Genomic DNA, 26412 nt, shown 5'->3' with positions numbered 1-26412 from the left:
AGGCATGATGCGCAAATTCATTTTCTTGGTATTTTTTATCTTTTCACTCTCGGCGGGGAGTGTCATGGCGGCAGACATTGACGGCAGGTTGGGTATCACCGGAAAGGTCGGTTTCGCCGTTCCTCTGCAGGACGATTTCATCACCGGGGCCACCGATTCGAAAACCGGACTGGCTGCAGGAGGAGGTCTCATCTACGGCTTGAGCAAAAACCTCGCGGCCGAGCTTGATATCACCCAGGTGCCGACCATAGATCTCGAGGTGAACGGATTGAAAGTCGGCGAGGCTGCTTTCACCGATGTCTCCCTCGGGCTTCAGTACCGGTTCAACCCGGATAACCGCCTGGTCCCTTACCTCGGGGCAGGAGTCGATTTCATCACCGGCGATTTCCAGTACCAGTCCGGCCAGAAGTTTGATTTCGAGTGGACCACGGGTGGGCACATAAATGCGGGTGTGGATTATTTCGTCACCAAGGGGGTCGCGCTCACCGCTGAAGTCAAGGGGGTCTTCGCGCCGAAGGGTGACGTCAAGGGCACTGCCAGTGAGTATGATCCGACCAGCTTCCTCGGCGCGGTAGGTGTCAGGCTTTTTCTCCCCGAGAACATGTTCAGGTGACATGAGGGCGATCGACGCGACCTCAGGGAGAGAGATCGCCAGCCGCGTCGCGGTCGCCGACACTTTTTTCTCCAGGCTAAAGGGGCTCCTCGGCAGGGAGGAGCTCCCGCCTGGAGAAGCGATGTGGATCAGGCCCTGCCGCAGCGTCCACAGCTTCGGAATGAAATTCCCCATCGACGTGGTGTTCCTGGATCGCGACATGCGGGTGGTGGCGATGACGAAGGGGCTTCGACCCGGCCGGGTATCGGCTCCCCCGGTCAAGGCCTACAGCGTCCTCGAACTCCCCGTCGGCGTCCTTGACGCCGCCGCCACCGTCATCGGTAATCGGATTGAAATCACTTAGACTCCGCGAGGCAGGTACCATTCTCCATGCGCAGTGACCTCACAAATCCATCACGAGACGGTTACGGCGCGGCCAGGCAACGCCGGAATGTGCTCTTTCTCGCCTGTCTCGGTGCGGTGTGCGCTGCCGCCGCGTATGTGGGCGCGGTTCCCACACGCAAGTTCGGGCACGACCTCTTTTTCCTGCTTGATAATGGGTGGCGCGTGTTCAACGGCCAGCGTCCGCACCTGGACTTCACCAGCCCATGGGGGGCGCTCTCCTTCCTGGTGGTGGGCGCCGGGATGGCCCTTTCGCACGGTTCGGTGAACGCGATCGGGTACGCTAACGCGCTCTTCGCGTTTGTCCTGTCACTTTGGGGGTATCGCCTGAGCCGCGATGCCGTTTCGTTTGTTCCTAGATTCTTCATCTGCCTTTACCTCGCCTTGCTGCTGGTTTCTCCCTATCCTCTCGGGTGGGGGACGGTCAATTCCAGCCACGCGATGTACTACAACCGTTACGGGTACGTACTGCTGGGGCTTGTGATGATCGAGGCGTTCCGGCTGAGAGCGGCTACTGAATGGGAGGAAAAGATCGGCGGTGCATCGACGGGGGTGGTTGCCGCACTGCTGCTGTTTCTCAAGGCGAATTACTTCGGGGTGGTGGTGCTGATGATCGGGGCCTCCTTTTTGCTCGGCCGGCGTTCGAAAGCGCGTCTGTCTGCCATGACGCTCGGGTTCTTCCTGACGTCTCTGGCTTTTCTGACGTACCTTGACTTCGACGCAGCCGCCTTTTATCACGATCTTCAGCTTGCGGCAGGGGCCAGAGCGATGAGCTTCAGCTATAAGGAGTTGTTGATCAAATTATCAGGCAACGCGGTCTACCTGCTTTTCATCGTCCTGTTGTCCTGGCAAAGCTCGATAACGATGAGCCGTCAAGGCAGCGATGCTCCCGGCTTTACCTATGTGTTGCTGGGCTTTTTCTTTTTTGCACTGGACATGGTGCTTCTTTGCAGCAACCAGCAATACACCGAACTGCCTCTCACCGTTCTTTACTCCTTCTTGCTGGTCATCGAGGTGCACCGGCGCAGCGGCAATAAGTTTCGTGCGCGGAAGAAGGCCCCGTTTCGTGTGGAAAGGCTCGCGCTGGTTGCCGGCGTAACGTTCTTTTTCATTTCATTCTTCACCCAGTTCTACGGTCTCGCCTACGGTCTTGTACAGAAAACCTGGCCTTCGGACAGCTCTTCGCTCGTGAGGTTCACCGAACCGCGCCTGAGTCCCCTGCTTATGTATGACGACAAGTGGGAGCCAAACAGCAACGGGAAAAGATACGTGGAATACGTCAACAGCGGCATCCGCATCTTGCTTGAGCATTCCCGTCCGTCCGACAAGGTCCTGACCATGGACATGATGAACCCGTTCCCGTACTCCATGGGAAGAAGCGCTCCGAGGGGGGGGATGGCTGCTGCGACCTACAATTACACCTTCAGCGACGGGCATCGCCCATCCGAGGCGTGGTATTTCGGCGATGCCGACATCGTCATGGTTCCGAAGCGGCCGGCTTCCCCCATTGACGGGTTACTCAAGAACTACCGGTCCGGACTTGACCACAGGTTTTTCCTCGCGGCCGAATCAGACATGTGGTTTCTGTACAAAAGACGATGAGAGAACACTCCCCTCTAAAGTCCGCGCTGCACCAAATTGCGACCTTTCCCGCTTTTCTGTACGGGATATTGCTCGCGCTGGCCGGGATGTGCGTGTATCTGACCGGCGTTTTCATCGGTTTCCTAAGACTGCTGTGCCAAGGCGACGGGCAGTGGCTATGGGTGGCCGATCGGGTCGTCTGGTACAGCGGCATGCCCGTGGTCGCCGGGGGACTGCTCATCTGTTACGACCTCTTCGTGCTCTTCCCTTCCAAGCGCCGCACGACGCCGGTTCGCTGGGCTCCACCCTCCAACTGCGGCGTGACCGTTGTGCTTTCGGCCTACAACGACGAGCTCAGCATCGGTGCCGCGGTTGAGGACTTCAAAGCGCACCCGTTGGTCAGGCGCGTCATCGTGGTGGACAACAACAGCTCGGACAGAACCTCACAATGCGCGCGAACCGCAGGAGCGCTCGTCGTGAACGAACCGCTCCAGGGGTACGGCAACTGCGTCTATCGCGCCTTGAGCGAGGGGCTCAGCTTTAAAGATACCGAGCTGACCCTTTTATGCGAAGGTGATATGACCTTCCGGGCCTACGACATCGAGAAGTTCCTGGCATACCTGCCGCACGCCGATATCGTCAACGGAACACGCATAAGCGAGCAACTGCGCGAGCGGCGCACGCAGCTCAGCACCTTCATGTACTACGGCAATTTCTTCGCTGGAAAGCTGCTCGAGGTGAAGCATCTGGGACGTGGGACTTTCACCGACGTGGGAACCACCTACAAGCTCTGCAGGAACCAGGCGCTTGAGGTCCTCATGCCGTACCTGAACCCTGAGATCAACCTGGAATTCAACGCCCATTTTCTTGATACCGCGCTGGCTCAAGGTCTCGCGGTCGTTGAGTGTCCGATCACCTTCCACAACCGGGTCGGCCTCAGCAAAGGCGGAAATTCCAGTAATCTGAAGGCCCTGGCGGTTGGGAGCAGGATGATATTCGGGCTTGTTGCGGGGTGGAGAAAGCCCAGAGCGCCCCGTCAATTGACACAACGAGATCCTTTGCAAGGTTAACCTCGACCGTTGCCGCAATCTTTTGCAAAAGGTGATTCTATTGACCACTACAGAGACTACCAAACGCACTTCTTTGCTTCCGTCCATCGCGGACTTTCTCTTTGTCGCGATTTTTTTGCTGGTCTCTGTGCATTTGGGACAGAGCCTGCTGAACGACGGCGACACCGGATACCACATTCGCGCCGGCGAATACATCATGAAGACGATGAAGGTGCCGCAGCACGACATGTTCTCCTACCTGACGCCTCCCTTGCCCTGGACCGCCCACGAATGGCTCTCCGAGGTGATCATGGCCCTCGTCCACAGCGCCTTCGGCCTGACCGGAGTCGTCGTCTTCTTCAGCTTTTTCATCGCCCTGACCGCCATGCTCCTCTTCGAAACGATCCATGCAAGGGACAAGAACATCCTTATTTCTCTTGCGGTGGTGATACTGGCTACGGCCTCTTCCGGACTGCACTGGCTCGCTAGGCCGCACATCTTTTCCTTTATCCTCACTCTTGCGTGGTATCACATCCTTTGTCTGTACCAGTACAAAAACAGGAACTTGCTCTACGCGCTTCCTTTGCTCATGCTTTTGTGGGTCAACCTCCATGGCGGATTTATGGGCGGTTTCATCGTGCTTTTCATCTTCGTCGCGGGGAACGCCATCAAAGCGCTCTTTTCCGTCGAAGATAGGCAAACGGCCCTGGTAAGGCTCAAGGCGCTTGCGGTAGCGGCAGCAGCGTGCTTGGCGGTATGTCTTGTGAACCCTTACGGCTACTACATACTTCTTTTCCCCTTCAAACTCACATCCTCCGGCTATCTCATGGATTCAATATCCGAATTCATGTCTCCCAACTTCCACGAGAAGTACGCAAAGGGATTCGAGCTCTACCTGGTGCTCTTGGTCGCGGCTTTTGCCTGGTCGAGGAAAAAGCTCGACTTCATCGACGTGATGTTGGTCGCTCTCTTTCTGCACATGTCACTCTACTCCGCACGATACATCCCGCTCTTCGCCATCGTAGCCGCTCGCATCCTTTCGGGCATGCTTAACGATAATCTCTACGAAAAAGACAATCGCTTCTCCCGCTTCATGCAAAGGCGGTCGGAGAACATCTCCAGACTCGATGCCAAGGCCGTGAGGTATCTGTGGCCTGCGGCCTCTGTTGTTCTTGTCGCGTATTTCGCTGCAACCGGGAGGATCACTTACGGTTTCGATCCGAAAAGCAAGCCGGTGGCTGCCACCGAATTCATAAAAAAAGAGCGAATAGCCGGCAACATGTTTAACAGCGACGAGTTCGGGGACTACCTTATCTACGCGGCCGCTCCGGCGTACAAGGTGTTCGTTGACGGCAGGCTCGATATGTACGGCGCAGACCGCCTGAAGGAATTTCGTCAAGTGACGGGGTTTCACCAGGGGTGGGAAAAGGTTTTTGAGAAGTACGGCATGACGTGGGTCATATTCGAGGCGGATTCGCACCTGTCTCGCTATCTGCTGAAGAACAGGGACTGGAAGCTGATCTATGCGGACCGGGCTGCCAACATCTTCGTCAAGAACATCCCGCAGTATAAAAATCTGATCGACAGGTACCCCGCCGTGACGCCTGTCATCGTGGACGACAAGAAAGAACCTGCTTGAGGTGACACGTTAGGGGGGGCGTTAACCATTCGCCCCATCATCTAACGGCTATCTCTTGAAAAGGGTGGCACCTTAGCTGTGGGGAACTATGGAAGACCGTGTCTGGCTCACAAGAAGGGTAGCGCGACAAGACGTGTGGTGGGCGGTTTTGGGATCGATTGCCGTGCACACGATGCTTATTGCCATGGCGTCGGTCAGTTCCCTCTATTATCCCCAGACCGGCAACACCCCCAGGTTCGATGTACTCTGGCTCTCCGCCTCGTCTATTCCATCCGAAGTACCACCCGCTCCCAATGTTACCCCGGTTTCCCAAACGGCGGCCTCCTCTGATGCTGTTCTGGCGGCGGATGCGTCGGAAAAAACTGACGTGGCACCTCCTGAAACGGCCACATCTGAAACGGCGGCTACTCCTCCTGCATCCGACCCACTCTTGCAGCAGGATACTCCTGATGCTGAGCCGGCGATGGAGGTGACGACCACGCGGTTGGTGGTTAAAAAAGCGCTGCTGCAGAAAGCGCCGCCTCCTGAGCCTAAGAAGGTCGCTGCACTGACCGCGAAGTCCACCGATGAAGAAGAGGACGAAGAGCAGTCTGAAGCGACGACCGAAGACGAGACTCCTGCAGCAAAGGCCGATGCGGAGCAGAAAGAAGCCGAACGCGCGGCGGCTGCGGCGGCGAAGGCCCGGGCGTTAGAGGAGCGCAAGACAGCCGAACGCCAGCGCAAGGAACAGCAGGCGCAAGAGAAGAAAAAAGCTGCCGAGGAGCGCAAGGCTGCGGAACGTGAGCGGCGGCAGCGGCTTGCCCAGGAGAGGGAACGGGTCGCCGCGGAAAAGGCGGAAAAGGAGCGTGCCGCGGCGCTGCAGAAAAAGCGTGCCGAGCAGGAACTGCAGGATAAGAGGATGGCGGAGCTGGAACGAAAAGCTGCGGCACTGGCGGAGCAGAAACGTATTGCCCGTGAACGTGAACGTATGGCTGAGGAAAAGGCTGAACAGGAGCGTTTGGCTGCTTCAGATCGATCCAAAAAGGCTGAGCTGGCGCGTCGCGAGAAGACCAGGTTGGAGCAGGAGCAACGAATCGCCGAACGTGCTGAGCAGGAAAAGCTCGCGCGTGTGCGCGCTGAGGAAAAAGCTGCTCTGGAGCGCTTGGCGGCGGCGGAGAGGAAAAGGCAGGAAGAGCAGGAGTTGCAAAAACGCCTCGCCGAACAGGAGCAGAGGGCTGCGGAGCGAGAGGAAAAAGAGAGGCTGTCCCGGATGCGCAAGCGGGCGGCGGCAGAACAGGCCGAGCAGGAGCGGATCCTCGCAGCACAGAAAAAGAAGATCAAAGAACTGGCTTTGCAGGAAAAATTGAGGGCGGAACAAGAGAAGAAGGCTGCACAGAAGGCGGAAGCGGAACGGTTGGCCCGTGAGCGCGAGCGGCTTGCCGCCGAGAAGACGGAGCTGGAACGGGTTGCAGCGCTCGAGAAGAAGAAAGCCGCCGAACAGGCGTTGCAGGAAAAGAAGAAGGCGGAGCAGGAGAGAAAGGCGGCACAGAAGGCGGAAGCGGAGCGTCTCGCTCGTGAGCGCGAGCGGTTAGCCGCCGAGAAGACGGAGCGGGAGCGGGGTGCCGCCCTTGAGAAGAAGAGACAGGCCGAGCAGGCGCTGCAGGAAAGGTTGAGGGCGGAACAGGAGAGAAAGGCTGCACAGAAGGCGGAAGCGGAGCGTCTCGCCCGTGAGCGCGAGCGTCTTGCGGCCGAGAAAGCTGAACGGGAACGTGTTGCCGCAATGGAGCGCAAGCTGCGTGTCGCCCAGGCCAGCAGTCCTGCAGTTTCCGGTTCTGCCTCCGGCACCGCGCCAAAACAGGCATCGCAGCCTCCCAAACCGGCATCAAAATCGGCGGAAACCGTTACCCAGAAACCGAAACCTGCTGAGGAGAAAGGGCTTGTATTGCCGATCATTTATGGGGACTTGAAAGTCATCGTGCAGAGTGCCGGCGATCTAAAGCTCACGGTTCTTTTCAGGGAGTACCCGAGGTCGAAACGAAGCAGGCCGCTTTCCCGCAACGAGTCGCGGCGCGAGCAGAAGCTGTCCCCCATCGTCGTGAAGACCCCCGATCATGCCGAGGAGGCCATCGTCGAGAAGACCGCGGAAGGTATCTACACCTTTGTCGCAGAAGGTGAAGGAGGAAGCGCTGCCCAGGCGAGCTGCATCGTGAAGGTCTACGAAAAAAGCAAGACTGGGAAAACCAGACGGCTTGGTTCCAAGGCGATTACCGGCAAGACCGTGGTGGCGAGGGTGCTCATGCCGGATGGGATCGTCTGGGAAGACGATGGCGCTTTTACCGGCAGCATGCAGGACTCCGACGGGGTCACCAAATTTATCTCAGACACCGGGCTCGTCTGGAAGGAGTATGCGCCCTAGGCGTCGAGCGAGGTCGCGGAAGTGTCCCTGTTACCGGCGGGAGCTTCCATGCAAAAACCAGCCAGGAAATGGCAATTCTCCTCCCAGATCGCGACACGTTCCCTGTATGTTCGCTCAGCTCCGGCAAGGTACTCGTCGTACTGCTCGATGAGGTGAAGCACCCCGGCCCGGATCGCCTCTGGCTCGTTGGCCACGAAGACCGCGCCGCTTGGATAACTCTCCCGCAGCAGACGCCAGTCCGAGAGCACCATGGGCTTTTTCACCGAGACCGCCTCGTAGGCTCCCTGCTGCATGGTGTCCTCCGTGTCCACGAGGACCATCACCGCGTTGCAGGCATGCAAAAGGGCGAAATATGCGTCATCGGGCAGGAAACCGGTGAAGGTGACGTTCGGAGTACTGCTTCCAATCAGCTCCGGGTCGAGGCGCCCGAAGTTCCCGGTGACCATGAACGAGACCTCGGGAAGCCCCGCCGCGGCGGCGAGTATCTCGGCGATCGGCTCGTCGGGATCGAAGGAGCAGATGACCATGACATGGAAGCCGTCGCCGAGCGCGGTGGGCTTGCGGCACGGTATGTTCATCACGATATCGGAGATGATGCGCGTCTGCGCACCCCATTCGCGGTACACAGCCTGAAAGGTCTCGTTGGTGATCACAACGAGAGCCGCCTTGCGGGCGACAAGGCGGTGCAGTCCCTGGAAGAGGCGCCATCGCTCCGCCAGCGCGCCGGAATGGCTGTCCATGATGAAACGGCCACCGAAGATCGCGCAGTGCAAAGCGACCGTCGCGGCAGCGAATACGGGAGGATTGGTGATGAGGATCGTTCCGGGACGCTTGCGCCACAATAAAAACAACGTCTTGAAGATCTGCACCAGGTAGCGAAGCGGAGCGTTCCAGGGCGTTCTCCTCTTCAGCGAGCAGATGAAATGGCATTCCGCGCCCAGAGCCGCCGCGATGGTTTCGTTTCTCTTGTCATAGGGAAACCACTTGAGAAAGACGATCCCCCGCTCCCTGCCGTTAGCGTTCATATGGCACCCCCGCCGAACTCCTGTCCGCACCGAAAACGTACTTGTCGAAAAGTCTCAGCAGCGGCTCGATGGTGGTCCGGTTGTCGAAATCCCTCACTATCCTCCTGCGTCCCCCCGTCCCCAGGCTCTCCCGCAACCCGTCGTCGCGACAAAGCGTGCAGATCGCCGAAGCAAGTTCCTCCGGGGCGTGCGGCGCTACCAACATCCCATGCCTGCCTTCTTCGATCAGCTCTTCCTGTGCGGTGCTTCTGGTGGTGATGACCGGCAGTCCTGTCGCCATCGCCTCCATGAGAACGTTGGGGAGGCCGTCGCGTCTACCGTCATCGGCTATGACGCAGGGAAGGACGAAGATCCAGGCCTCGTGGTAAAAATCGATGAGCCCTTCCTGCGGTACGCTCCCTACCAGCCGGACCGTCCCGGAAAGCCCCATATCGGAGATGAGCCGTTCCAGTTCCTCCCGCATCGGTCCCTCGCCGACGATCACGCATTCGAAGTCAGTCAGCTTTTGCCGCAGCATGGCACATGCCCTGATCAGGTCCGGGAACCCTTTGGTAGGTCCCAGGCTCCCCACGCTGAGGATCCGGTTGCGAATCCTCAGTTTCTCCCCGGCCGGCGGGGTGAACTTCCTCACGTCCAGGCCGTGGTAGACGACGTGGATCTTTTCATCACACGTCTTGTCTTCCCGCGCGATGAACTCTTTGGCGAAGGTGGAGCATGTCGCCACGAAGGCGGCTTCCCTCAGTTTCTCTGGAAGAAGCAGCCGGTCATGCCAGATGTCGTGGGCGTGGCCGGTGAAGCTGTAGGGGATGCCGGTCAGCAGGTGCACCACCCGGGCTACGGAGGTGGACTGCGAGGCGTAATGTGAGTGGATGTGAGTGATTCCTTCGCGCAACATGCGGCGGGCGAGCACCGTCCCCTCCCCGAAATGAGTGAGGCTGCGGACCCGGTCGCGGAAACTGTTGTGCGTGCCGGTGACCATCTTCAACACGGTCCCGATATAGGTGAGAGGCGCGCGGCTGAAAAACCACGCATGGCTTGCCAGCAGCTCGCCGGCTGGTACCGGCAGCAGGTAGGAAGTCTCCTCTCGCAGCTTTAGGGCCTCTTCGGAGACTTCGGTTTCACCGGGTTTACGTAGTGAATACAGGGTCACCGCGACGTTGCGCCTTTTCAGCTCTATAACTTCGCGATAGATGAAGGTTTCCGTGAGGGATGGGAAGTAATTGGCGAGGTAGGCGAGCCTTTTCATGCGGTCTCCGTCGAGCTGAGGGGGATTGCGGCCGGCCTGCCTGCGCCGACGAAAGCTCTGTCATGGCGTGGGATAACTCTTGAGGAACCTCTGGTAGAAGGCCTGCAGCGGGGCGGTCCATGCGAAGCAACCCTCGAGCTTGGCCCGGAACAGCGGCAGGTCATCGTCACGGCCCACGGGTATCCTTCTCAGTGCGAACACGTCGTCTTTGGGACTAATGTGCCCCCTTTGCATCGTGCAGCAGCAAACGTAGCCGTTGGCGTTCAGCGCTTCCCTCAGGCGGGCCTTGAAAGACGGCCAGCGTGGATGGCGCAGCGGAAAAGAGTAAGGGAGCGCAAGCGAATGAACCTGGGCCCCGAGCTTTTCCTCGATCTTCCCTTTCGAGCGTTCAAGTTCGAGGCACAGCTCCCTTTTTGTGAGGTTCGGGGTGAAGGGGTGTGAATAGGTATGGGAGGCGATCTCGATCCCCGCCCTGTGCAGCTTGCTGACCTGTTGCCAATCCATCGGTTTGCCGCCGTTGCCACCAAGCCATGGGAAAGGTGTGGAGGCGCCGATATGCCCGGTCGCCAGGAAGACGGTGGCTGGCATTCTGAAGAAGTCGAGCTCTGGAAACGCGTGGGTGTAGGTATCGAGATACCCGTCGTCGAAGGTAACCACTACGCTTTTCTCGGGCGGTTCCTCGCCAGCCTCCACCAGCGCGGCCAGTTCCCGCACGGTCATCGGAGAATACCCCTCCTCGGTTATGTACCTCATCTGCTCCTGGAATTCGGTAAGCAATACCGAATCGGGCAGCGAGGGGGCACTACCGTCCTCGATGCGGTGGTAGACCAGCATGGTGGCGACCGGGGCAGGGAGGATGTTGATCAAATTGCGTGCCTCGGAGAGCAGTACGGATATCTCTTTTTCCGCAGTCATTTCCTAGGTCCTGTCGGCGCCAGGGGCGGCCGGATCGATCAATTCCTTAACTATGTTCAGGTAGCTCAACTGAATGCGGTCCCAGCTGTTGTCCTCGATGAATTTAAGTGATTGCCGCACCTGTCTCTGGCGCATTTCCTTGTTCCTGTATAGATCGGTCACTGCAGCCGCGAGATCCGCACTGTTGCACGGCTCGAAGAACTTCACCATATCATCGGTGTAGTAGAAGCTGTGGCCGGCGGTCCTGGATATGACGATGGGGATGCCGGAGAAGATGTAGTCGAAGGACTTGCTGCTCACCGCGTCATCGGAAAATATGTGGTTTTTGGTGGGGACGATGCCTAAATCCGCGTCTGCGAGCACCCCTGGAAGCTCGTAGAAGGGAACCGATTCGTGAAAGAAAACGGAGTCCTGCAGTTTGAGGGCCTCGTTTTTGGTTTGAAGCGATTCGAGCAGTCTTCCCCTCTTGGCCGGGTAGATGTGGAGCTTCACATGCGGAATTTGCAGCTTGATGAGCGGCATGGCGTCCAACAGGGTGTCGACTCCAAAGTGCTCCTCGACGGAGCCGTGGTAGAAGAGGTTAAATCTCTCGGCACGTGGCTCGCGTTCGACGAAGCGGAAAATCCCGTTGTCCGGCACGTTCAGCATGACCGAGCATTTTTCCGGAGTGGTCGAGCGAGAGATGAGTGCGTTTCGCCATAGATGGGTCACCGTGATTACGTGGTCTGCAAAAGATGCGGAAGCTTTCTCCATTGCCTTCAGCATGCGTACTACCGGATGACTTTCCTTGACACCCAGCTTGCGCATATAGAGTTCCGGTCCGATATCGTGGATGTCGAGGATGACCTTTGCGCCAAGCAGCTTCCCGATCACTGTGGTGAATATTGCGGCGTCAGGCGGTGCCGTGATGTGAATCAGATGGTATCTCTTGCTGAAACTCAGATAGGAAAGCAGCAGGAAGGTCTTTGTGAAAAAGTAGATGAGCCTGGCAAAATAGGCGAAGGTGCTTTTTTCGGCACCGTACCGCGGCACTATCTTCCGCACCCGCATTCCTTCGAAGAGGCTGTCGACCTCCTCACCGGGATTCGCCCTGAGACAGATGACGTCCACGTAGAACCCACCTCTTTTAAGCGTGATAGCTTCTCGATAAAGGAGTTGTGAGAAGCTTTGGTAGTAAACGAAGCAGGCCCGCAGTTGTTTCTCTTTCGACCCTTGCATCGAGTTCCTCCTCCGGCCGCGAAGCGTCAGCCCGCAAAGGGATCTTCCAGCACCGCTGGATGACGATAGGCCCTCATTCATGACGGCTAAAAAAGATTAAAATAAATTCACCGTGGCGAGTATATCCTTACCCCTCAGTGTGTCAAGAGAGCCCTGGCGATGGTTCTCGGTTCGGAAGTGAGCAGCGGTTCACCAGCCGCGTAGGTCCAAAAAGCTGCCCTAAGTGTGACGGTCGTCACCAGCGGGGGCGCGAAAGTCTACTAAGGTACCCATGCAACGAACACAAACGAATACGCCGATAACGATAAGACTAGACCACCCGCGAGGGTGGGACGGAAAGCCTATAGGGTCTCACCGAGACAGCCGGGATGCCGAACTATCGCCCTCAGACGATTCACGTCTGCCGCCGCAGATCAGGTTCGGTCCATCTGGAGCTCGGGAACACCCCCCCGCCCGTTACGGACAATTCCTTTACCTTCAATAACTGCGGCCGACGGCTCCGTCCCCGGCGATACGAGGTACCTCCCGGACAAACCCAGCACCAGGGAGGTAGAAGTGCAAACAAAGAAGTGTAAGCTGCCACTGTGGCAACGTTTTCCAGTTAACCCTGTAACATTCCTCACCATTGCCGCCTTTTTCCTCGCGTGTATCTCGCTCATCCCAGCTTCAAAAGCCAGCGCCGCTCAGACCACCCTGTCCTGGTCTGCGCCTTCTACCTACGCCGACGGCACCGCGATGACGGTGAACGGCTACAAGGTCTACCAGGGCACTGCGAAAGGGTCCTACACGCAAAGCGTCGACGTTGGCAATCAGACCAGCTACACGCTCGCAAACCTCGTGAACGGGTCGACCTATTACTTCGCCGTCACCGCCTATGACGGGGCCAAAACGGAAAGCGCCTATTCCAACGAGATGTCCAAGTCTTTCGGTGCGACCTATTCCATTACGGCCACCTCCGGGCCTGGCGGAAGCATCAACTTCCCCTCGGGCGTCAGCGTAAGTACTGCCACCAGCGGCAGCTCCGTCATCAAGACCGCCTCGGTACCACAAGGAGGCAGCCTTAGCCTCTCCGTTGCTCCGGCATCGGGGTACGCCATTTCCGGGGTCACCGTTGATGGTGCCTCGGTCGGCGCGGTCTCCAGCTACACCTTCAGCAACGTCATAGCCAACCATACGGTATCGGCAACCTTCGCATCGACCACCACCTCGACCACGACCACCACTCCGACGGGGCACTGGGACGACATCACCACCGGCACCTCCGCTTACCAGGACGCCACACCGAGTTACATGGAGTTCAGCCCGATGACGGCCGACACTACCGGCAAGGTGACCGCACTGCGGGTGAGAATCTACCAGTACGGTGCCCCGACCGCGATCCGGCTGGCGCTTTACTCGGCGGGCGGCGCGAAGCTCACTGAGGGGACCATGACCGTCGCAGCGGCTGGCTATGCCACTGTGTCCGTTCCTGCGGCATACGTTACCCAAGGGGCGACCTACTACATAGCTGCTCAGGCCGCATCAAGCATGTTGTACCGGTTCGCCTGCGGGTCGACTACGGGCGGGTACGAGGCGCCCAACTCTTACGGCAGCGGGCTTCCCGCGGCATTACCCTCGGGAAGGTGGGGCGGCAAGCTCCTCAACGCTAGCATGTACATCCAGTAACCTGCAGCCTGTAAGATGAAGGAAAATACGCTAGACTTGACCGCTGTGAAAACTGCGGCAGAAGGAGAAAAGATGAAGAAGTCGTTGAGACTTTCCATGATGTTGCTCGGTTTCATGCTGTTCGGCTACCTGCAGCAGGCCCAGGCAACCACTTACTACGTCGATTTCGACTACGGCAGCGACGCCGCGAACGGCCTCGCCACCACCTCGAGCTGGAAGAACATTCCCGGGACCAAAACCACCGGCAACGGCGGCTTTCTGAGCGCCGGCGGCTGGAAACGCCTGGTGGCCGGGGACGTGCTGGTTGTGAAGGGAGGGACGAAGCACACCTCGCAGGGCGGCGGCATGATCCAGATCGACTCCACCTGGTACGATAACGGCACAGCCTCCAGCCCGATCACCATCAAGGGGGACCCCACCTGGGGGACCGGACAGAGCATAATCGACGGTTCCGGCATTACCGTCCCCAACTGGTCCGGGCTCGTCAACATCTCGAAAAGGGATTACATCGTCTTCGATGGCGGGGCCAACGGTATCAAGGTGCAGAACTCCGGCTACAACGGTTTCCAGACCACCGGCAATTACAACACCCTGCGTAACGTGGAGGTGTACAACTCGATATGGGCGAACGTGATCTTCGTCTCCCCCAGCTACCCGACCACCTTCTTGCAGGGAGCAACCATCGAACGCGTCGTCGCCCACAAAACCGGGATCAACGACGACTGGGCCGCCAACATCTTCCTAACTTACGTCAACAACGCCGTGATCTCCAACTGCACCGCGTATGATTCCAACACAGGTTCCGACGGTATCCACCTGGGCTCCTGCACCAACAGCTGGGTGCTTAACTGCATCGTGCACAACAACGGCGAGCAGGGGGTCGACGTCTCCAAGGACGGTGACAACAAGTACCGCGACGACTCCTGGAATGTGACGGTGAGGGACTGCATCGGCTACAGCAACTACAAGCAGAACTTCGATTCCAACTCCTCCTCCCGCGACATCTACTTCATCAACAACACCGCCTGGGATACCGCCGAGAGCGAGAAGGGGGACGGCAACTTCCAGGTGTACGAAGGGGGTAACAGGGTCTTCTTCATCAACAACACAAGCGCCGCGAGCAACGACTTCGGCTACGGCATCGCCTGGTGGGGTGCCTATTACAATCTCGCTTCCGGCACCTACAACATCTACCTGATTAACAACGTCTCTTCCGGCGACACCGGCAAGAGCGTGCAGGTGGAGAACGACTACTCCGGCAGAAGTTACTCGGTCAAATACTACAACAGCCTTTTCAACTCCACATATGGCGGCTACGTGGTCACCGACAAGTCTGCAAACTACACTTCATCCAACGTAGTCAGTGCAACCGGTGGATGGAATGGGGTGTCCTGCATGTCCTCCGACCCGCTCTACACCTTGCTCGGGTCGACCTGGGACACCACGAACCTGCAACTGCAGTCGAGTTCTCCGGCGTTAAACAAGGGGGTGTTCCCCTTCACCACCTCGGCCTCCGGGTCCGGCACGACCATCACGCTGAACAAGTTGGTCTCCGACATCGACGCGCGCATGGTTTTCCGCCCCGGCGACACCATCCAGATCGAGGGGAGCGGTAGGTACCAGATCGCCTCCGTTCCGAGCGCTAACCAGGTCACCCTCACCACGGTGGCGACATGGCAGAGCGGCAAAGGCGTATGGATGCCGTGGCCGAACCAGAAGCTCGACATCGGGGTGATCAAGGCACCGACTACCTCCGCCAAGACCCCCTCCGCCCCGGTACTTCTCTCCGCATCCTGATAACCGGTTGAGAGCCGATTGAGGCGGCGCGAGCCGCCGGCACAGACCAAAGAGGCCCCGGAACTTACTTCGGGGCCTCTTTTTTGTTCATCGCCCGCAGCCGAAATTCTTCATTTGAGGAGGGAGCGCGCGGGTTTTCTCTGCCGCATCATGGCGGCTCCCCGTGCGGTTTGCATGGCCTCTTCATTTTTCAGGAGTATCGCCAGGGTGAGGTAGGCGAGGGAGGTGAGGGGAACCATGATGGCAAGCCTCGCCAGCGGGGCGAGGGGAGGGAGGAAGGCGTTTCCCGCAAGGCGCAAAAACGGCATCGCGACGGCCGCCGCGAGCCCAGAAGTGAGAAGAGATCGTCCCATCTCACGCAAGGGGAGGGCTACGTACTTGCGGTTCAGAATCGCCAGGAAGGCCGAAATGGTGGCAAGGCTCGAGAGGGAATAGGCCAGGGGTAGCCCAAGCTCCGACCAGATTCTAGAGAGAAGAAATGAGAAGGCGAGTTGCAGGAGCGCCCCGGCGATGCCGACCTTCACCACCAGCATGGTGTCCTTGTAGGCGTAGAAGACGGGAGTGGTGATGGCGCCGATGACGCCGCCGTACATGACCCCGGCGTAGAGAACGAGGCACTGCCAGGTGAGGTGCGAGGAGGCTGCGTCGAACTTGCCCCGCTGGAAAAGAACGGCGATCCCGTCCTCGCCGCTCACCACGGCACAGCATATCACCAGCATCATGAAGAAGGTAAGCCAGCGGAAGGTACCGCCGAAGGTGCCGCCGATCTCACCCTCCTCCTTTCGTGAGGCGAGCTCGGAGACGTGCTGCAGCAAAACGATGGATATCCCCGAGACGACCAGGCTGCTGCACGTGGTTACCAGCTTGAAGGCGTAGGCAAGCGAGGAGATGCTTCCGGCGGTGAACGAGGAGGCGATGAAGCGCTGAATGAGGTCGTCTCCCCGGTAGAAGAGCGCGCCGCATAAAAGGGGCATGATGAGCCTGATCACCCTGCGGGTGCCCTGGGTCAGGGGGAAAGGGGAGAGACGAAAGCGCGGTATGTGCCGCAGCACCGGGACCAGCATGAAAAAGGCGAGCGCGCTGCCGGCAAGCCCTCCCCATGCGGCGGCCCTGATGCCGAACCCCTTGGCGAAAAGCGAGACGACGAGCAGGATGGTGGCGCTGTTTGCGACCTGGGCGAACGCGGGGTAGAGAAAGCGTTTCCGGGCATAGTAGGTACTGCCCAGAAGCGCTGAGAGGCCGGAGAAGACGATAACCGGCGTCTGCACACGGAAAAAGGAGGCAGCCTCTCCCTTGGTGGAGTTGGCGAGTCCGGGAGCAGTCGCCCCGATGACGTCCAGCGCCAAGAGGGAGCTCAACAAGGTGATCGGCAGGAGCACCATCAGGGAGATGCTGAACATGTCGTTCACTATGCGCCACGCCGCGGACTCTTCCCCGGAAGAGAGTTTCTCCACGAAGACGGGGATGAAGGTGTAGTTCAGTGAACCGCCGAAGACCGCCACCACCATGGCCGGGATGGTCAGCGAAACGAGGTAGGCGTCCATCTGTTCGGTGGTGCCGAAGTAGGACGCGAGGATCACCTGGGTGGCAAAACCGATGGCGGTGGAGAGAAGCGTGCAGAGGGTGATCCCCGCCGATGAGTGCACCAGGCGCCGCACGCCGCGTCTTTGTTGTCCCTTCGTGTCATTCATGATCACTCCTTGGCGGCGCCTTCTGCCGTGTTCACCAGGGCGTCACCCAGTCCGAGCATCAGGAAATAAAAGGAACAGATGATCGATGAGGCCCAGGTGAATTCGACCAGGTTCAGAAAGGCGATACCGACGATGGAGGTGACGATCCAGAGCGCGAGGCGTCCTTGCTCGTCGGTGCTGCTCCGGGCAAGCGGGTAAAGCCTGATAACCGGCGTCGCGAACAGAAGGATGACGGCGATGAACCCTATGATGCCGGTCTCGGCGAAGACCAAAAGAAATACGTTGTGCACGACATAGACGAAAGACCAACCGTAATCCGGGGGGATGTAGTGGTTCATGGCGAACCAGTAGTTATTTATGCCGACACCGGTCACGAAGTGGGCGCGGATCATCCGGGCGGCGATCAGCATCAGATACCATCTGTCCTGGGCGGACCCCTGGTCGTCCGAGGAAATGCGTGAGTCGACGATGCCGGACAAAAGCACCACGGCGACGCCTATCGCCAGCAGCGGGTAGACGTAGGGTGGGGGGCGCTTGAAGCGGGCGCTGCGCACGAAAAGGGCCAAAGCGCTGAGAGCGAAGGTGCACCAGCCGCTCCGGGAGAAGGTGAAAAGTAGGGCCGCCGAGCCGATGCAGAGGATGAAAAAGTAGGCTGGCCGGTTTGCCTGATCATCAAGAAGCAACTTCACCACTACGAGAAGCAGAACCGGGATGATGAAGGCGGCGAGCGCGTTGGGGACCCCGATGGTGCCATGGCTGCGGATCAGGTCGCCGAAGCGCGTGAGAGCGGCATGGGATCCGGTGCGCAGGAAGCTGTAGTAATCCTGGGTGACGAACTGCACGGTCGCCAGGCAGGATTGGAAGAAGAGTGCGGCGATGAGTGCGGAGCAGGCGATCGGGATGTACCTGCGATCCTGGAGCACGACCCGGCTGATGCCGTAGTATATCAGCGCCAATTTTCCGAGCTGGAACACGGCGATGTATCCGTAGACGGACCAGATCGAGCCGGGGACGGAGATCAGGCAGGCTGCGATGAAAAAGGCGATCGGGCGCCAGAAGACGATCCTCGTGCGGGGGCGGGGGAGGTGCAGGGTCTCAAGCTTCCATGCCACGAGCAGGCTCAGAAAGATCAGGTCCGACAGGGTAAGCAGCATCCCCCCGGCCCATCCGCTGAACGCGTCCCTGGACGGCTCGAATAGCGTGTAGTCTATGGAGATCGGGATGGCGAAGATGGCGAGAAATAGTATCGGCTTGATCATGATTATGCCCCGGTTGCCATGCCGCTACGCCGGTCTGGCATCGACGGGCATCACTACCTGACGTACCACGGGGGCCTGGCTTTGCAGCGAATATCTTTCCTCGACCGTGCGGCGCGCCTGAGCCCCCATGGCCCGCCTCATCTCTTCGTGGGTTACCAGCAGCGATAGCTTCTCGCACCACTCCTCGCTACCGTCCGCCAGGAAACCGTTCTCCCCGTCGTTAATCGCCTCAACATTGAAGCCCATCCGTGAGCAGACGACGGGAAGACCGCACCCCATGAACTGGAGGAGTTTGAAACTGCTCTTTCCGAGGGTGAAGGGGGTCTCCGGCAGCGGCACGATACCGATGTCGAAGGAGAGGAGATCGGACATCTCCCTGGCTGCCTCCCACCTCATGCGGGTATGGGGCACACGAGGCAGCGCCACCTCGCCGTTGGTTACGATCCTTATTTCCACCCTCTCGCCCAGCCTTTCGCCGAGCCGCTCCAAGGCAACCTGCACCAGCTCCAGAAACCCTGATGTCTGCGGGGACCCGATCCACCCGATGATCACCTTCGCAGCTGGGCGATGTGTCTTTACCGGGTAACTCTCAAGGTCGAGCACCATGGGGACCACCATCACGTTCGCCCCATGGGGACGGGCGAAACCTGCGAGGTAGTCGTTAGCGACCATGGTGACGTCGCTCAGACGCACCATTTCTCTTACCGTCTCCCACCCGGGCCTGCGCTCCAGCGGCAGGTTGTAAACCTGCCCGGGCTGCTCGGCGAAGACGGCATCGTCGAAATCGTAGAGGACTCTTTTGCCGAGCCTTTTGAAGAAACTCCACAACGGAAGCCAGAAGATGTCTTTCTGAATGAAGATGGACCTGCTGCGTAGCCCCCAGAAGAAGGTGCGCCAAAACCACGGAATCCAGAGGTGGCAATGGACCCTCTTGCGCCTGGGGGGCTTCACGACGCGGTAGGAGATGGCGTTTCGGTCGAAATCCTGGAGGTACTGGAAGACGCGGTACCTGCTGCTCGGAGCGTCGAGGGGATCACCCCGCACCACGAAGAGCACCTGGATGGGCCATCGTGAACTGATCGCCCGCTCGATCGGGGCGAAAAGCACGGTCAGTGGCAGCTTCCATTGCATCGGTTCCCTCCGGTAGGCCAACTGCAGCCGTTCAGTACAGACGCTTGTAGATGCACTCGGGGATGTGGAAGGTCCTTTTGTTGAAGACCACGCCGAGGATGGCGCCTCCATGCTCGGCGATCCTCATTTTCGCGGCCTCAGCTAGACGCCAGCTCCCTTCCGCGGCGAACACCAGGATCACCCCGTCGCAGAACCGGCAGGTGGCGAGGGTATCGGCAGAGAGTAGGGCAGGTGCCGAGTCGATCAGGACAAGATCGAAGCTCTCTTTGAGTCCGCGAAAAAGTGGAGCGAGTGTCGCGCCGTCCGCGCACCAATGGGGGAGTGAAGCTTTGGGGGCTATCGGTGCCAGATGAAGGGACTGCTCCTCCGCTTCAACCGGATAGCAGGCCCTGGTCACCGGCTCCCCATTTGCCATTGCCTCGATCCAGCCATATGGCTCATCCAGTCCGAAGTGGGCGTGCTGTGAAGGGGCGTGGTGTGCCGCATCCAGGATCAGAACCCGCTTCTTGAGCATGCGAGTCGCCGCAACCGCAAGCTCGCGGACCACGGTGGAAACGCCTTCCTTGCCCTTGATGCCGATGAACTGGATGACCCTCGGGGCGTGCGCCGGCACAAGGTTGTCGATGCTGCGACAAAGCGTGAGCATCTCCGTGTCCGTCGTGAACCTGCCCCAGCTATCCGCATTTTTCATCGGCCCGGCGCCCTGCTCCTGGCAATCGCAGGCCTCCGGCTCAACTTTTTTGTCGTGCTGCCATGGCCAATGGATCATCTTCAATCTCGCTCCTTTGACATCGCTTGGCGGCTAGAGCCGCTGCCGTATGCTCAGCAGAACCTTGAGTCCTAAACGCCTTTCCACCGCCTGAGGGGTGGCGAGACCGGGGGTGTAAAACTCCGACACGATGGCAAGCCCGACCCCTGCCGCGAGGCCGAGGCCCAGGCCCAGCAACAGAACCTTCAAGACCTTGGGCTCTACCGGCTCAACGGGAACACTGGCCTTCTGTATCACGCTTACATTGGCTAACTTAAGTCTGTCCATGGCGTTGGAGATGCGGGCCTCTTCCGCACGGGCAACGAATGATTGGTAGTTCTTTTCATCGATCTCCTGCTGTCGTTTCAGCCTCTGGATTTCCTCAGAACTCTGTTCCAACAGTTGAATTCGCTGGGACACGCTTTTACCTTCTTCTTGCAACGCGACAAGCTTTGCCCTCAGCGCCTTGAGTTCGGTTTCCGCGTTGACCAACTCCGCTTCTGCGCTCCGGTACGCCGGGTCCGCCTCTCCCGGCCTGCGATTTCTTCTGGCTTCCAGCTCTTTAAGCGATGCTTTCACCGCTGCCAGTCGCTCTTTGGCGATCGGTACCAGCGGGCTTGAGTCGGGATAGCTTGCCAGCAACTGCTCCTCTTCCAGCTGCATGTTGAGCAGCTTTGCCTCAGCCTCGTCCATCGGCCTCTGAGTCCCTGGTTCCGAGGCGGTTGAACCCAACGCCAGCACCTTTTGCGCTCTGGATTTGAGGATGGGAACACGGGCTGCCAGCGCATTGATGCGGTTTTCTACTTCTATCTTTTCACTCTCGATCGAAGCTGATCTGGTAAGCAGGAGCCGCGCCTGCTCTTCCTGCGAAACGATGCCGTTACTTTCTTTGTACTTTTGCAGCGTGTTGCCCGAATCGAGGAGTTTCGACTGGTAGCGGGCCAACTGGTTTTCGATGAATGCGGTATCCGCATCGCTGAAGACCTCGAGATGCTTCTCCTTGAAGGCCTCCACCATAAGGTTCACCGCGAGAGCTGCGAGTTGGGGATTCTGGTGCTTGAAGGAGATCTCTATCACGTTGGAATTCTTAACCTCCTGCACCGTGAGACTCCGGTTGAAGTTCAAGGCTGCGGCCTCCAGCCTGTCTTTCTGGTCTGGGAGGTCGAGGAGTTCCGGGTAGAGGTTTTCCAGCTTTATGGTGTTGATCACCTTCTTCACGGAATCGAGGCTGGTCAGGACCTGGATCTCGGAATTGATGATTCCGTCCTGGCTGATCGTCAACTGCCTGCCACCGTCCACCTCGGTACGGTTGCGGAACTCCCTGCCGATCTTGATAAGCAGCGTGGACTTCGCTTCGTAGACGGGGGGCTTTGAAAGGGGGAGCGCGGTCAGTGCGAGGGTCGTCGCTGTGAACGCCATCAGCATCCTGTATCTGAACCGGAAAAGGATGACGAGCAGGTCTCTGGCGCTGAAAGCCGCATCCTGTCTGATCTGGGTTTCCTCGGTTTTCATAATCATTTCCCTGGATTTGGGTTGATCCGATGTCGCAGTGGGACCGCCTGGCTTAAATGCTATGGGTTAGTTTTATTTAAGACAGCGAAGATGATAGCCCCTCTGGTTACGGTGTCAACAGTTGGGCCTCAGGTGGAAGGGTGCTAAGAATTTCTGCGAAGGGGAGAGCGTAGTGATGCGCGGTCGCTAGGACGAAGAACGCGGTCGTTGAAGAACAAGGTCGTCATGACGAAGAACGTGGTCGGACCACGGAGCTCGGCCACTATAGGCATTAGGGGGGGGAAAAGGGGTAGGGGGGCGATACGACAACAGAGACGTGTCGGGAGGCAATTAGGTCCTTAACAAAAAGATGGTCTAGGTATTTGGTTTTCGGTGATAGCTGTCCCGTCGTGCCTAATGCAAAGTCCTTACTTTTTCCCTGTTCCCATCATTAAAGGGCCATTTCCCAAGACAATAAAGTCCTTACGTTTTGGGTAACGGAGGCTAACGCCCGTGTGGTTACGGGAACGCATAACGCAGGGGCGTCCCCCTCTCAGTGCCAAAACTACACTGCCAAAGGGTTACCTGTTGTTCCATCGATGCTTTAATAACGCCAAACGGTTATCGCTTGTCAGAGACGAATTCGCTTCACCAAGTTTCGATAAGACCTCACCAAGCCCATACGGCCATTTCGTTGCATTTTCAGGGAGTATTTCCCAAAGAAGTGTGAGGGTACCCTCCGGGTATTTCTCGACTATTTGGTTACTAGCACCTCTGAGATGAGGGAAAATAATTTCTTCCACATCAATCTTGCTTATCAGTGGTAAGATGGCGTCGGCAATGGTAGGAAAGTCGGTTTCACTCGAGAATGCTAGGTCACAAAGCCTTGCAGATGTCCGTGGGGTCTTTGCCTGTTTCTGTCGTGGCCAAACCTCTTTAAGGAATAGAGGGAGAGTTGCCTTCCACGCCGGATTTTTCCCACCAGAACACCACCGCTCCCAATGCCAGAGTACCTGCTCTCTGAAGGAATCACCCGCGGAAAGCAAGACATTACGCATCTCTTCGCTTGTGATAAGGCGCTCGTCCGTTCCAGGATGTAAGGTTGCCCAACCGGCTAGAAGAATTGCCGGAAGAGTGCTAGCCTCCCGTTTCTCTACTAGCGGCCTTTTTAATGCAAGTTGTAATAGAGCCTGCTTTAACCGAATGTAAAGACTGATATCTGGGACTTTGCCGGCCCAGAAAAAACCAGCCCAGAATGCCTCTAGATCCTCCTTGTCGCCCTCGAGAGCAGAAAGAAGATGTTTTTCCGTCCACTCTGGATCAATAAAGAAGAACCAACTGAGGTTGTACGTAAAAGTTACGATTGCATAGCGTCGATGGTCATCAGGCAGCGCAAGTAGGTCTTCAGCATAGCTCGTCCATTTACAAGGCAGCCCTTTCCCTCCAACCAAGTTTTCTTTCAATGGATGCAACATTATGCCCTGTACCAGTTTTCCGACAGGGGAATTCAATGCCTCGGTAGCCCACGCTCGTTCTTTATTCCCCCCGACGAGAGCAGTTTTAGCAACGGCAACGTTTATCCCCAGCACATTCAGTATCTTAGACCATAATTGTTCAAATCCCTCTTGGTCCCGACTAAAAAGAGTTTGACAAGATTTCACAAACCAATCAGATATCGCATATGTCAGTCCTGCAATAGCATTTGCGCCCGCTGCTGCCAGTCTACGGGCAATTAAGGCAGAGAAACGTGGTCTGTCATGCTCTCTGGCCGGGGAAAATAGGAATTTTTTCCATGCCCATTCTTGCATTTCCCCGCTTTTCTTAGCTGAGAACTTAAGTGCCAAAAAGGCACGAATAGGCCGCTCAGCAGCTAAGCCGGCGAATGGATCCTTGGTGACTAGTCGCTCAGAGAATCGCCCACTCAGCTCTCTAGCTCTATCGAGAACAGTGGCTAAGGGCTCGTTGAGAAGTTCTATATAGTCTGTATCGGTAGCGACAGTTCCACCACGGCCTTCGAAGGACGCCGCAGCCTTGGCTGAATATTGTTGCTGCCATTCTGGCGCTAAATCCTGTAATTTCAGCGATTCTTTTTCAATATCGAAACTAAATTTGCAGCCCTTGTCAGAGAGCCAATGTATGCGGTTTAAAATATTCCAGGCACGTCTAACGCGGTGCTCACTTGTTTTTTCCCCCGTCCAACGCCGACGTCCCCGAAGCAATCTTCTCTCAAGCCGTTTTCGGAAACGGACCGGTAATTGATTCCATAGCTGGCTAAGAACAAGCATAAGGTCTCTTTGGTGATAACTATCCCAAAAGACCTCATCGGTGAGGCTACAAAGTTGTTCGCCAGCTTCTATGGTGGAGAAGAGACTTTGCCGACCGGCGGCCCAAATTCGTAAGCGAGCGAAGATTTTTTCATCCTCTTGCCACCATGCCAGAGCCTCGCGTTTCGCTGCTTTCGGGTCCAATCGAGTGAGTCGATCAACAAGTTCGACATAAAAGAGAAATAGCCGTGAGAGTCCGTAATGCCGCTCGGATGATTCACCTTCCAGATCCGGGTCAGCTTCTATTGGGCACAAGGAGAGAAAACAGAGGGTATCGAGCTCCTTTTCAAGGGATACAGAATATTCGAGATTCTTTCTAAACTCACGAACAATGGTTAGAAGATGTTCGTTGGGTATCTCCAACGTTTCATGGAAATCGGGATACTCCACCGTTGCATTTACCAAATGTCTAAAGTCGATATCTTCAGTGGTGGAAGGTGGTTTTGGACCGCTGCTATAAGGCCATCCGATGCTTAAGTATGGTCGCCAAATTAAGGCAACTTCTCTTACGGCAGCGTCCGACCAACCATCAAGATCGATGGATGGCTTTAGTTGAAACCAATCATGGTAATTTTTCTTCGGGCTCTTCCATCCCGCAAAAATGTAGCGCCATGCCCGCCGGACTTCCGGTGTGGAATCTAGCTTCCTTCGCTCAAGTTCATATCTTACATGCCTTTGTATATCGGGGTGTATTCCAGTTTGATGAGATGCCCACCAAGGTGCCGCTGGCTGGTATGAAACGGCCCCTATCCAAAGGCCTATTTGCCGTAATCTATTAGGCAAAATAGCTGTATTGATTGAATAATGGCCTCTTAATGTAGCGAAATTCCCCTCACCAAGATCCTGCCTGTCAGGCTTAGTAATAGCAAAACAGTCCCATACACCCTTCGGCACTTCTCGTTTGGCTCCGTAATCTTCAGGATCAATTTCCGAAGGTCTCGGATCGCTATCTAATCCAAAAGCCTGGAAAGGATCAAAATATGGACCTCGGTCTATGTATGACCCAAGATAGCCTGGCTTTAAATAGCGAAGGAGGGGGTCAAAAACACATAGCCATGCGGCAGGGGGGGGATTTTCAGAAGAAGCGAACTTTTTTGCCCCTGCAAGGGTTGATACAACATGAGCCACCTGCCCTCGTTCATGTGGAAGTAGTTCCTCGGGACCTTTCCTGGCCATATCTATCACATCTTCATACCATTGATCTGGGTTCTTTGCTCTGGTAGCCCAAGCACCCAAGGTTTCCCACAGGCTTTTATGGCCGCCAGCCTCTTCGTAGGGTATGGGAGTGACACCCTTATGACGCCATTTTGCTTCCGCAGTATCTGGGGAACCAGCCTGGAAGGCATACATTACGTATGAAGCGTTGCTATGCCTGTTCAAAGCCTCCAGTAGGTATAGTACTGGTGGGTCATCTGCAGCATAGCCAATAAAAACTACTGTGTATCGTTCGAGAACGGAGCGGATAAATTCGGTGGCCCAGCCATCCGCCAGATAAGCGTGACCGAATTCAGAACTTGATAATACGAAGCCGTCAGACGAGGTGCAATACTCACTATCGACATGTCCGTGTAGGTGGATGATGCCTTCAAAGGCATCGGTATACTGCGGGTCAGGTAAACGAGGTGGTTTGTGGTAGGGGACTGAAGTGTCGCATGACTCGAAAAGCAAGTCGAAATTGGTCGTTACTAGCGTCGTTTTCCCATCATGGAACCTAGCCAGATCGAGTATGATCTTATGTGCCGAAAGGTCAACATCAGGTTCTGGTTTCAGTGCCCTTGCGACTGATGCTTCTATTTCGCGAACGAGAAAATCTCTCTCGAGGAGCCCGAAAATCCTATCCGCAGAAATAAGTCCGCTAATTCCAAGCCTTTCATCAAGTTCTCGTGCTTCGGAAATCAGCTTTCGTATCGGACTGCCGGCGGGGACCCTCAAGTTACCCGTCACTTTTTCAGCTAATCCGAAAAAATCTGACAGCCCTGCACGAGCACGAGACACGCCTGCACCACAGAAAAAAATGACTCGTCCCTCATCTCTGGCAACCAGGAGCTCATCTGGTATAGAAGGACCATTCGCAAGGAATCGCATTTCTATTTACTCCGCATTCGGGACGGTTATGGGGCAGAAAAAAATATTAACCGCTTTCCATGTTTCTTCTGCAGTAACTCAACGGACTCAACGACGTTATATAAGACTTTACGTCCCGAGTAAACTGCTGAATATACGGAAATCGTAGCTGTTATACCG

At 57.0% G+C, this 26412-nt stretch carries 18 protein-coding genes and 1 riboswitch; of the genes, 8 read left to right on the top strand and 10 right to left on the bottom strand.

All coding sequences use genetic code 11. The annotated features are described in order from the left end of the window. Positions 1-64 precede the first annotated feature (64 nt). From E8L22_RS12655 to E8L22_RS12630, 6 genes are all read left to right on the top strand, one after another. A complete protein-coding gene (locus E8L22_RS12655) occupies positions 65-613 on the top strand; it encodes a porin family protein (RefSeq protein WP_162604831.1) in 549 nt (182 codons plus the stop codon). Then, on the top strand, positions 576-956 hold the full coding sequence (locus E8L22_RS12650) for a DUF192 domain-containing protein (RefSeq protein WP_246044635.1): 381 nt from the start codon (positions 576-578) through the stop codon (positions 954-956). Before E8L22_RS12655 ends, E8L22_RS12650 begins: the two co-directional genes overlap by 38 nt. Positions 957-982: 26 nt before the next feature. Then, positions 983-2596, top strand: coding sequence for a hypothetical protein (locus E8L22_RS12645; RefSeq protein WP_136525511.1), 1614 nt, complete (start codon positions 983-985; stop codon positions 2594-2596). A gap of 86 nt (positions 2597-2682) precedes the next feature. Continuing rightward, positions 2683-3645 carry a glycosyltransferase family 2 protein gene (locus E8L22_RS12640; protein ID WP_246044634.1) on the top strand — a complete coding sequence of 321 codons (963 nt, stop codon included), beginning with the start codon at positions 2683-2685 and terminating at the stop codon, positions 3643-3645. Positions 3646-3772: 127 nt separating this feature from the next. Beyond that, the gene (locus E8L22_RS12635) at positions 3773-5263 is read left to right on the top strand and encodes a hypothetical protein (RefSeq protein ID WP_246044633.1); all 1491 of its coding nucleotides are present in this window, start codon (positions 3773-3775) and stop codon (positions 5261-5263) included. A gap of 484 nt (positions 5264-5747) precedes the next feature. Beyond that, entirely contained in the window at positions 5748-7658 is a 1911-nt protein-coding gene (locus tag E8L22_RS12630; protein WP_136525508.1) for a hypothetical protein, read from the top strand. Here the strand turns inward: E8L22_RS12630 and E8L22_RS12625 are convergent. The 4 genes from E8L22_RS12625 to E8L22_RS12610 are packed head-to-tail and all read right to left on the bottom strand — an operon-like array spanning position 7655 to position 12062. Beyond that, positions 7655-8683, bottom strand: a complete 1029-nt coding sequence (locus E8L22_RS12625) for a glycosyltransferase (protein ID WP_136525507.1) — start codon at positions 8681-8683, stop codon at positions 7655-7657. The genes E8L22_RS12630 and E8L22_RS12625 overlap by 4 nt on opposite strands. Continuing rightward, positions 8673-9929, bottom strand: coding sequence for a glycosyltransferase family 4 protein (locus E8L22_RS12620; RefSeq protein ID WP_136525506.1), 1257 nt, complete (start codon positions 9927-9929; stop codon positions 8673-8675). Before E8L22_RS12620 ends, E8L22_RS12625 begins: the two co-directional genes overlap by 11 nt. Positions 9930-9989: 60 nt before the next feature. Beyond that, positions 9990-10844, bottom strand: a complete 855-nt coding sequence (locus tag E8L22_RS12615; RefSeq protein WP_136525505.1) for a polysaccharide deacetylase family protein — start codon at positions 10842-10844, stop codon at positions 9990-9992. Positions 10845-10847: 3 nt separating this feature from the next. Next, entirely contained in the window at positions 10848-12062 is a 1215-nt protein-coding gene (locus E8L22_RS12610; protein ID WP_162604830.1) for a glycosyltransferase family 4 protein, read from the bottom strand. Between the two features lie 299 nt (positions 12063-12361). Then, positions 12362-12438, top strand: a riboswitch (cyclic di-GMP riboswitch). A gap of 179 nt (positions 12439-12617) precedes the next feature. Between E8L22_RS12610 and E8L22_RS12605 the strand changes: the two genes are divergently transcribed. Continuing rightward, positions 12618-13727, top strand: coding sequence for a fibronectin type III domain-containing protein (locus E8L22_RS12605; RefSeq protein WP_162604829.1), 1110 nt, complete (start codon positions 12618-12620; stop codon positions 13725-13727). Positions 13728-13799: 72 nt separating this feature from the next. Then, the gene (locus tag E8L22_RS12600; protein WP_162604828.1) at positions 13800-15524 is read left to right on the top strand and encodes a right-handed parallel beta-helix repeat-containing protein; all 1725 of its coding nucleotides are present in this window, start codon (positions 13800-13802) and stop codon (positions 15522-15524) included. A 110-nt stretch (positions 15525-15634) separates the two neighbouring features. Here the strand turns inward: E8L22_RS12600 and murJ are convergent, their stop codons facing one another. From murJ to E8L22_RS12570, 6 genes are all read right to left on the bottom strand, one after another. Continuing rightward, positions 15635-17215, bottom strand: coding sequence for a murein biosynthesis integral membrane protein MurJ (gene murJ, locus E8L22_RS12595; protein WP_136525502.1), 1581 nt, complete (start codon positions 17213-17215; stop codon positions 15635-15637). A gap of 2 nt (positions 17216-17217) precedes the next feature. Further along, a complete protein-coding gene (locus tag E8L22_RS12590) occupies positions 17218-18474 on the bottom strand; it encodes an O-antigen ligase family protein (protein WP_136525501.1) in 1257 nt (418 codons plus the stop codon). 24 nt (positions 18475-18498) lie between these two features. Next, complete coding sequence (locus tag E8L22_RS12585) at positions 18499-19605, bottom strand: glycosyltransferase (RefSeq protein ID WP_162604827.1); 1107 nt, start codon at positions 19603-19605, stop codon at positions 18499-18501. 31 nt (positions 19606-19636) lie between these two features. After that, positions 19637-20374, bottom strand: coding sequence for a tyrosine-protein kinase family protein (locus E8L22_RS12580; RefSeq protein ID WP_246044682.1), 738 nt, complete (start codon positions 20372-20374; stop codon positions 19637-19639). A 33-nt stretch (positions 20375-20407) separates the two neighbouring features. Continuing rightward, positions 20408-21865 (bottom strand): GumC family protein, encoded by a 1458-nt coding sequence (locus tag E8L22_RS12575; protein ID WP_162604826.1) that lies wholly within the window; start codon positions 21863-21865, stop codon positions 20408-20410. 560 nt (positions 21866-22425) lie between these two features. Next, a complete protein-coding gene (locus E8L22_RS12570) occupies positions 22426-26253 on the bottom strand; it encodes an SIR2 family protein (protein WP_136525497.1) in 3828 nt (1275 codons plus the stop codon). Positions 26254-26412 lie beyond the last annotated feature (159 nt).

Origin of the sequence: Geomonas ferrireducens, from assembly GCF_004917065.1 — a bacterium.
In the GTDB taxonomy this organism is placed as follows: domain Bacteria; phylum Desulfobacterota; class Desulfuromonadia; order Geobacterales; family Geobacteraceae; genus Geomonas; species Geomonas ferrireducens.
The sequence above is the reverse complement of the archived record's forward strand: the minus strand, read 5'-3'. Positions and strand labels throughout refer to the sequence as shown.

Coding starts and splice junctions, on each gene's coding strand:
- E8L22_RS12610 (WP_162604830.1), bottom strand. CDS start 12,062: ATGCAAGGGTCGAAAGAGAAACAACTGCGGGCCTGCTTCGTTTACTAC.
- E8L22_RS12645 (WP_136525511.1), top strand. CDS start 983: ATGCGCAGTGACCTCACAAATCCATCACGAGACGGTTACGGCGCGGCC.
- E8L22_RS12640 (WP_246044634.1), top strand. CDS start 2,683: ATGTGCGTGTATCTGACCGGCGTTTTCATCGGTTTCCTAAGACTGCTG.
- murJ (WP_136525502.1), bottom strand. CDS start 17,215: ATGAATGACACGAAGGGACAACAAAGACGCGGCGTGCGGCGCCTGGTG.
- E8L22_RS12625 (WP_136525507.1), bottom strand. CDS start 8,683: ATGAACGCTAACGGCAGGGAGCGGGGGATCGTCTTTCTCAAGTGGTTT.
- E8L22_RS12600 (WP_162604828.1), top strand. CDS start 13,800: ATGAAGAAGTCGTTGAGACTTTCCATGATGTTGCTCGGTTTCATGCTG.
- E8L22_RS12655 (WP_162604831.1), top strand. CDS start 65: ATGGCGGCAGACATTGACGGCAGGTTGGGTATCACCGGAAAGGTCGGT.
- E8L22_RS12590 (WP_136525501.1), bottom strand. CDS start 18,474: ATGATCAAGCCGATACTATTTCTCGCCATCTTCGCCATCCCGATCTCC.
- E8L22_RS12575 (WP_162604826.1), bottom strand. CDS start 21,865: ATGAAAACCGAGGAAACCCAGATCAGACAGGATGCGGCTTTCAGCGCC.
- E8L22_RS12570 (WP_136525497.1), bottom strand. CDS start 26,253: ATGCGATTCCTTGCGAATGGTCCTTCTATACCAGATGAGCTCCTGGTT.
- E8L22_RS12580 (WP_246044682.1), bottom strand. CDS start 20,374: ATGATCCATTGGCCATGGCAGCACGACAAAAAAGTTGAGCCGGAGGCC.
- E8L22_RS12615 (WP_136525505.1), bottom strand. CDS start 10,844: ATGACTGCGGAAAAAGAGATATCCGTACTGCTCTCCGAGGCACGCAAT.
- E8L22_RS12620 (WP_136525506.1), bottom strand. CDS start 9,929: ATGAAAAGGCTCGCCTACCTCGCCAATTACTTCCCATCCCTCACGGAA.
- E8L22_RS12585 (WP_162604827.1), bottom strand. CDS start 19,605: ATGCAATGGAAGCTGCCACTGACCGTGCTTTTCGCCCCGATCGAGCGG.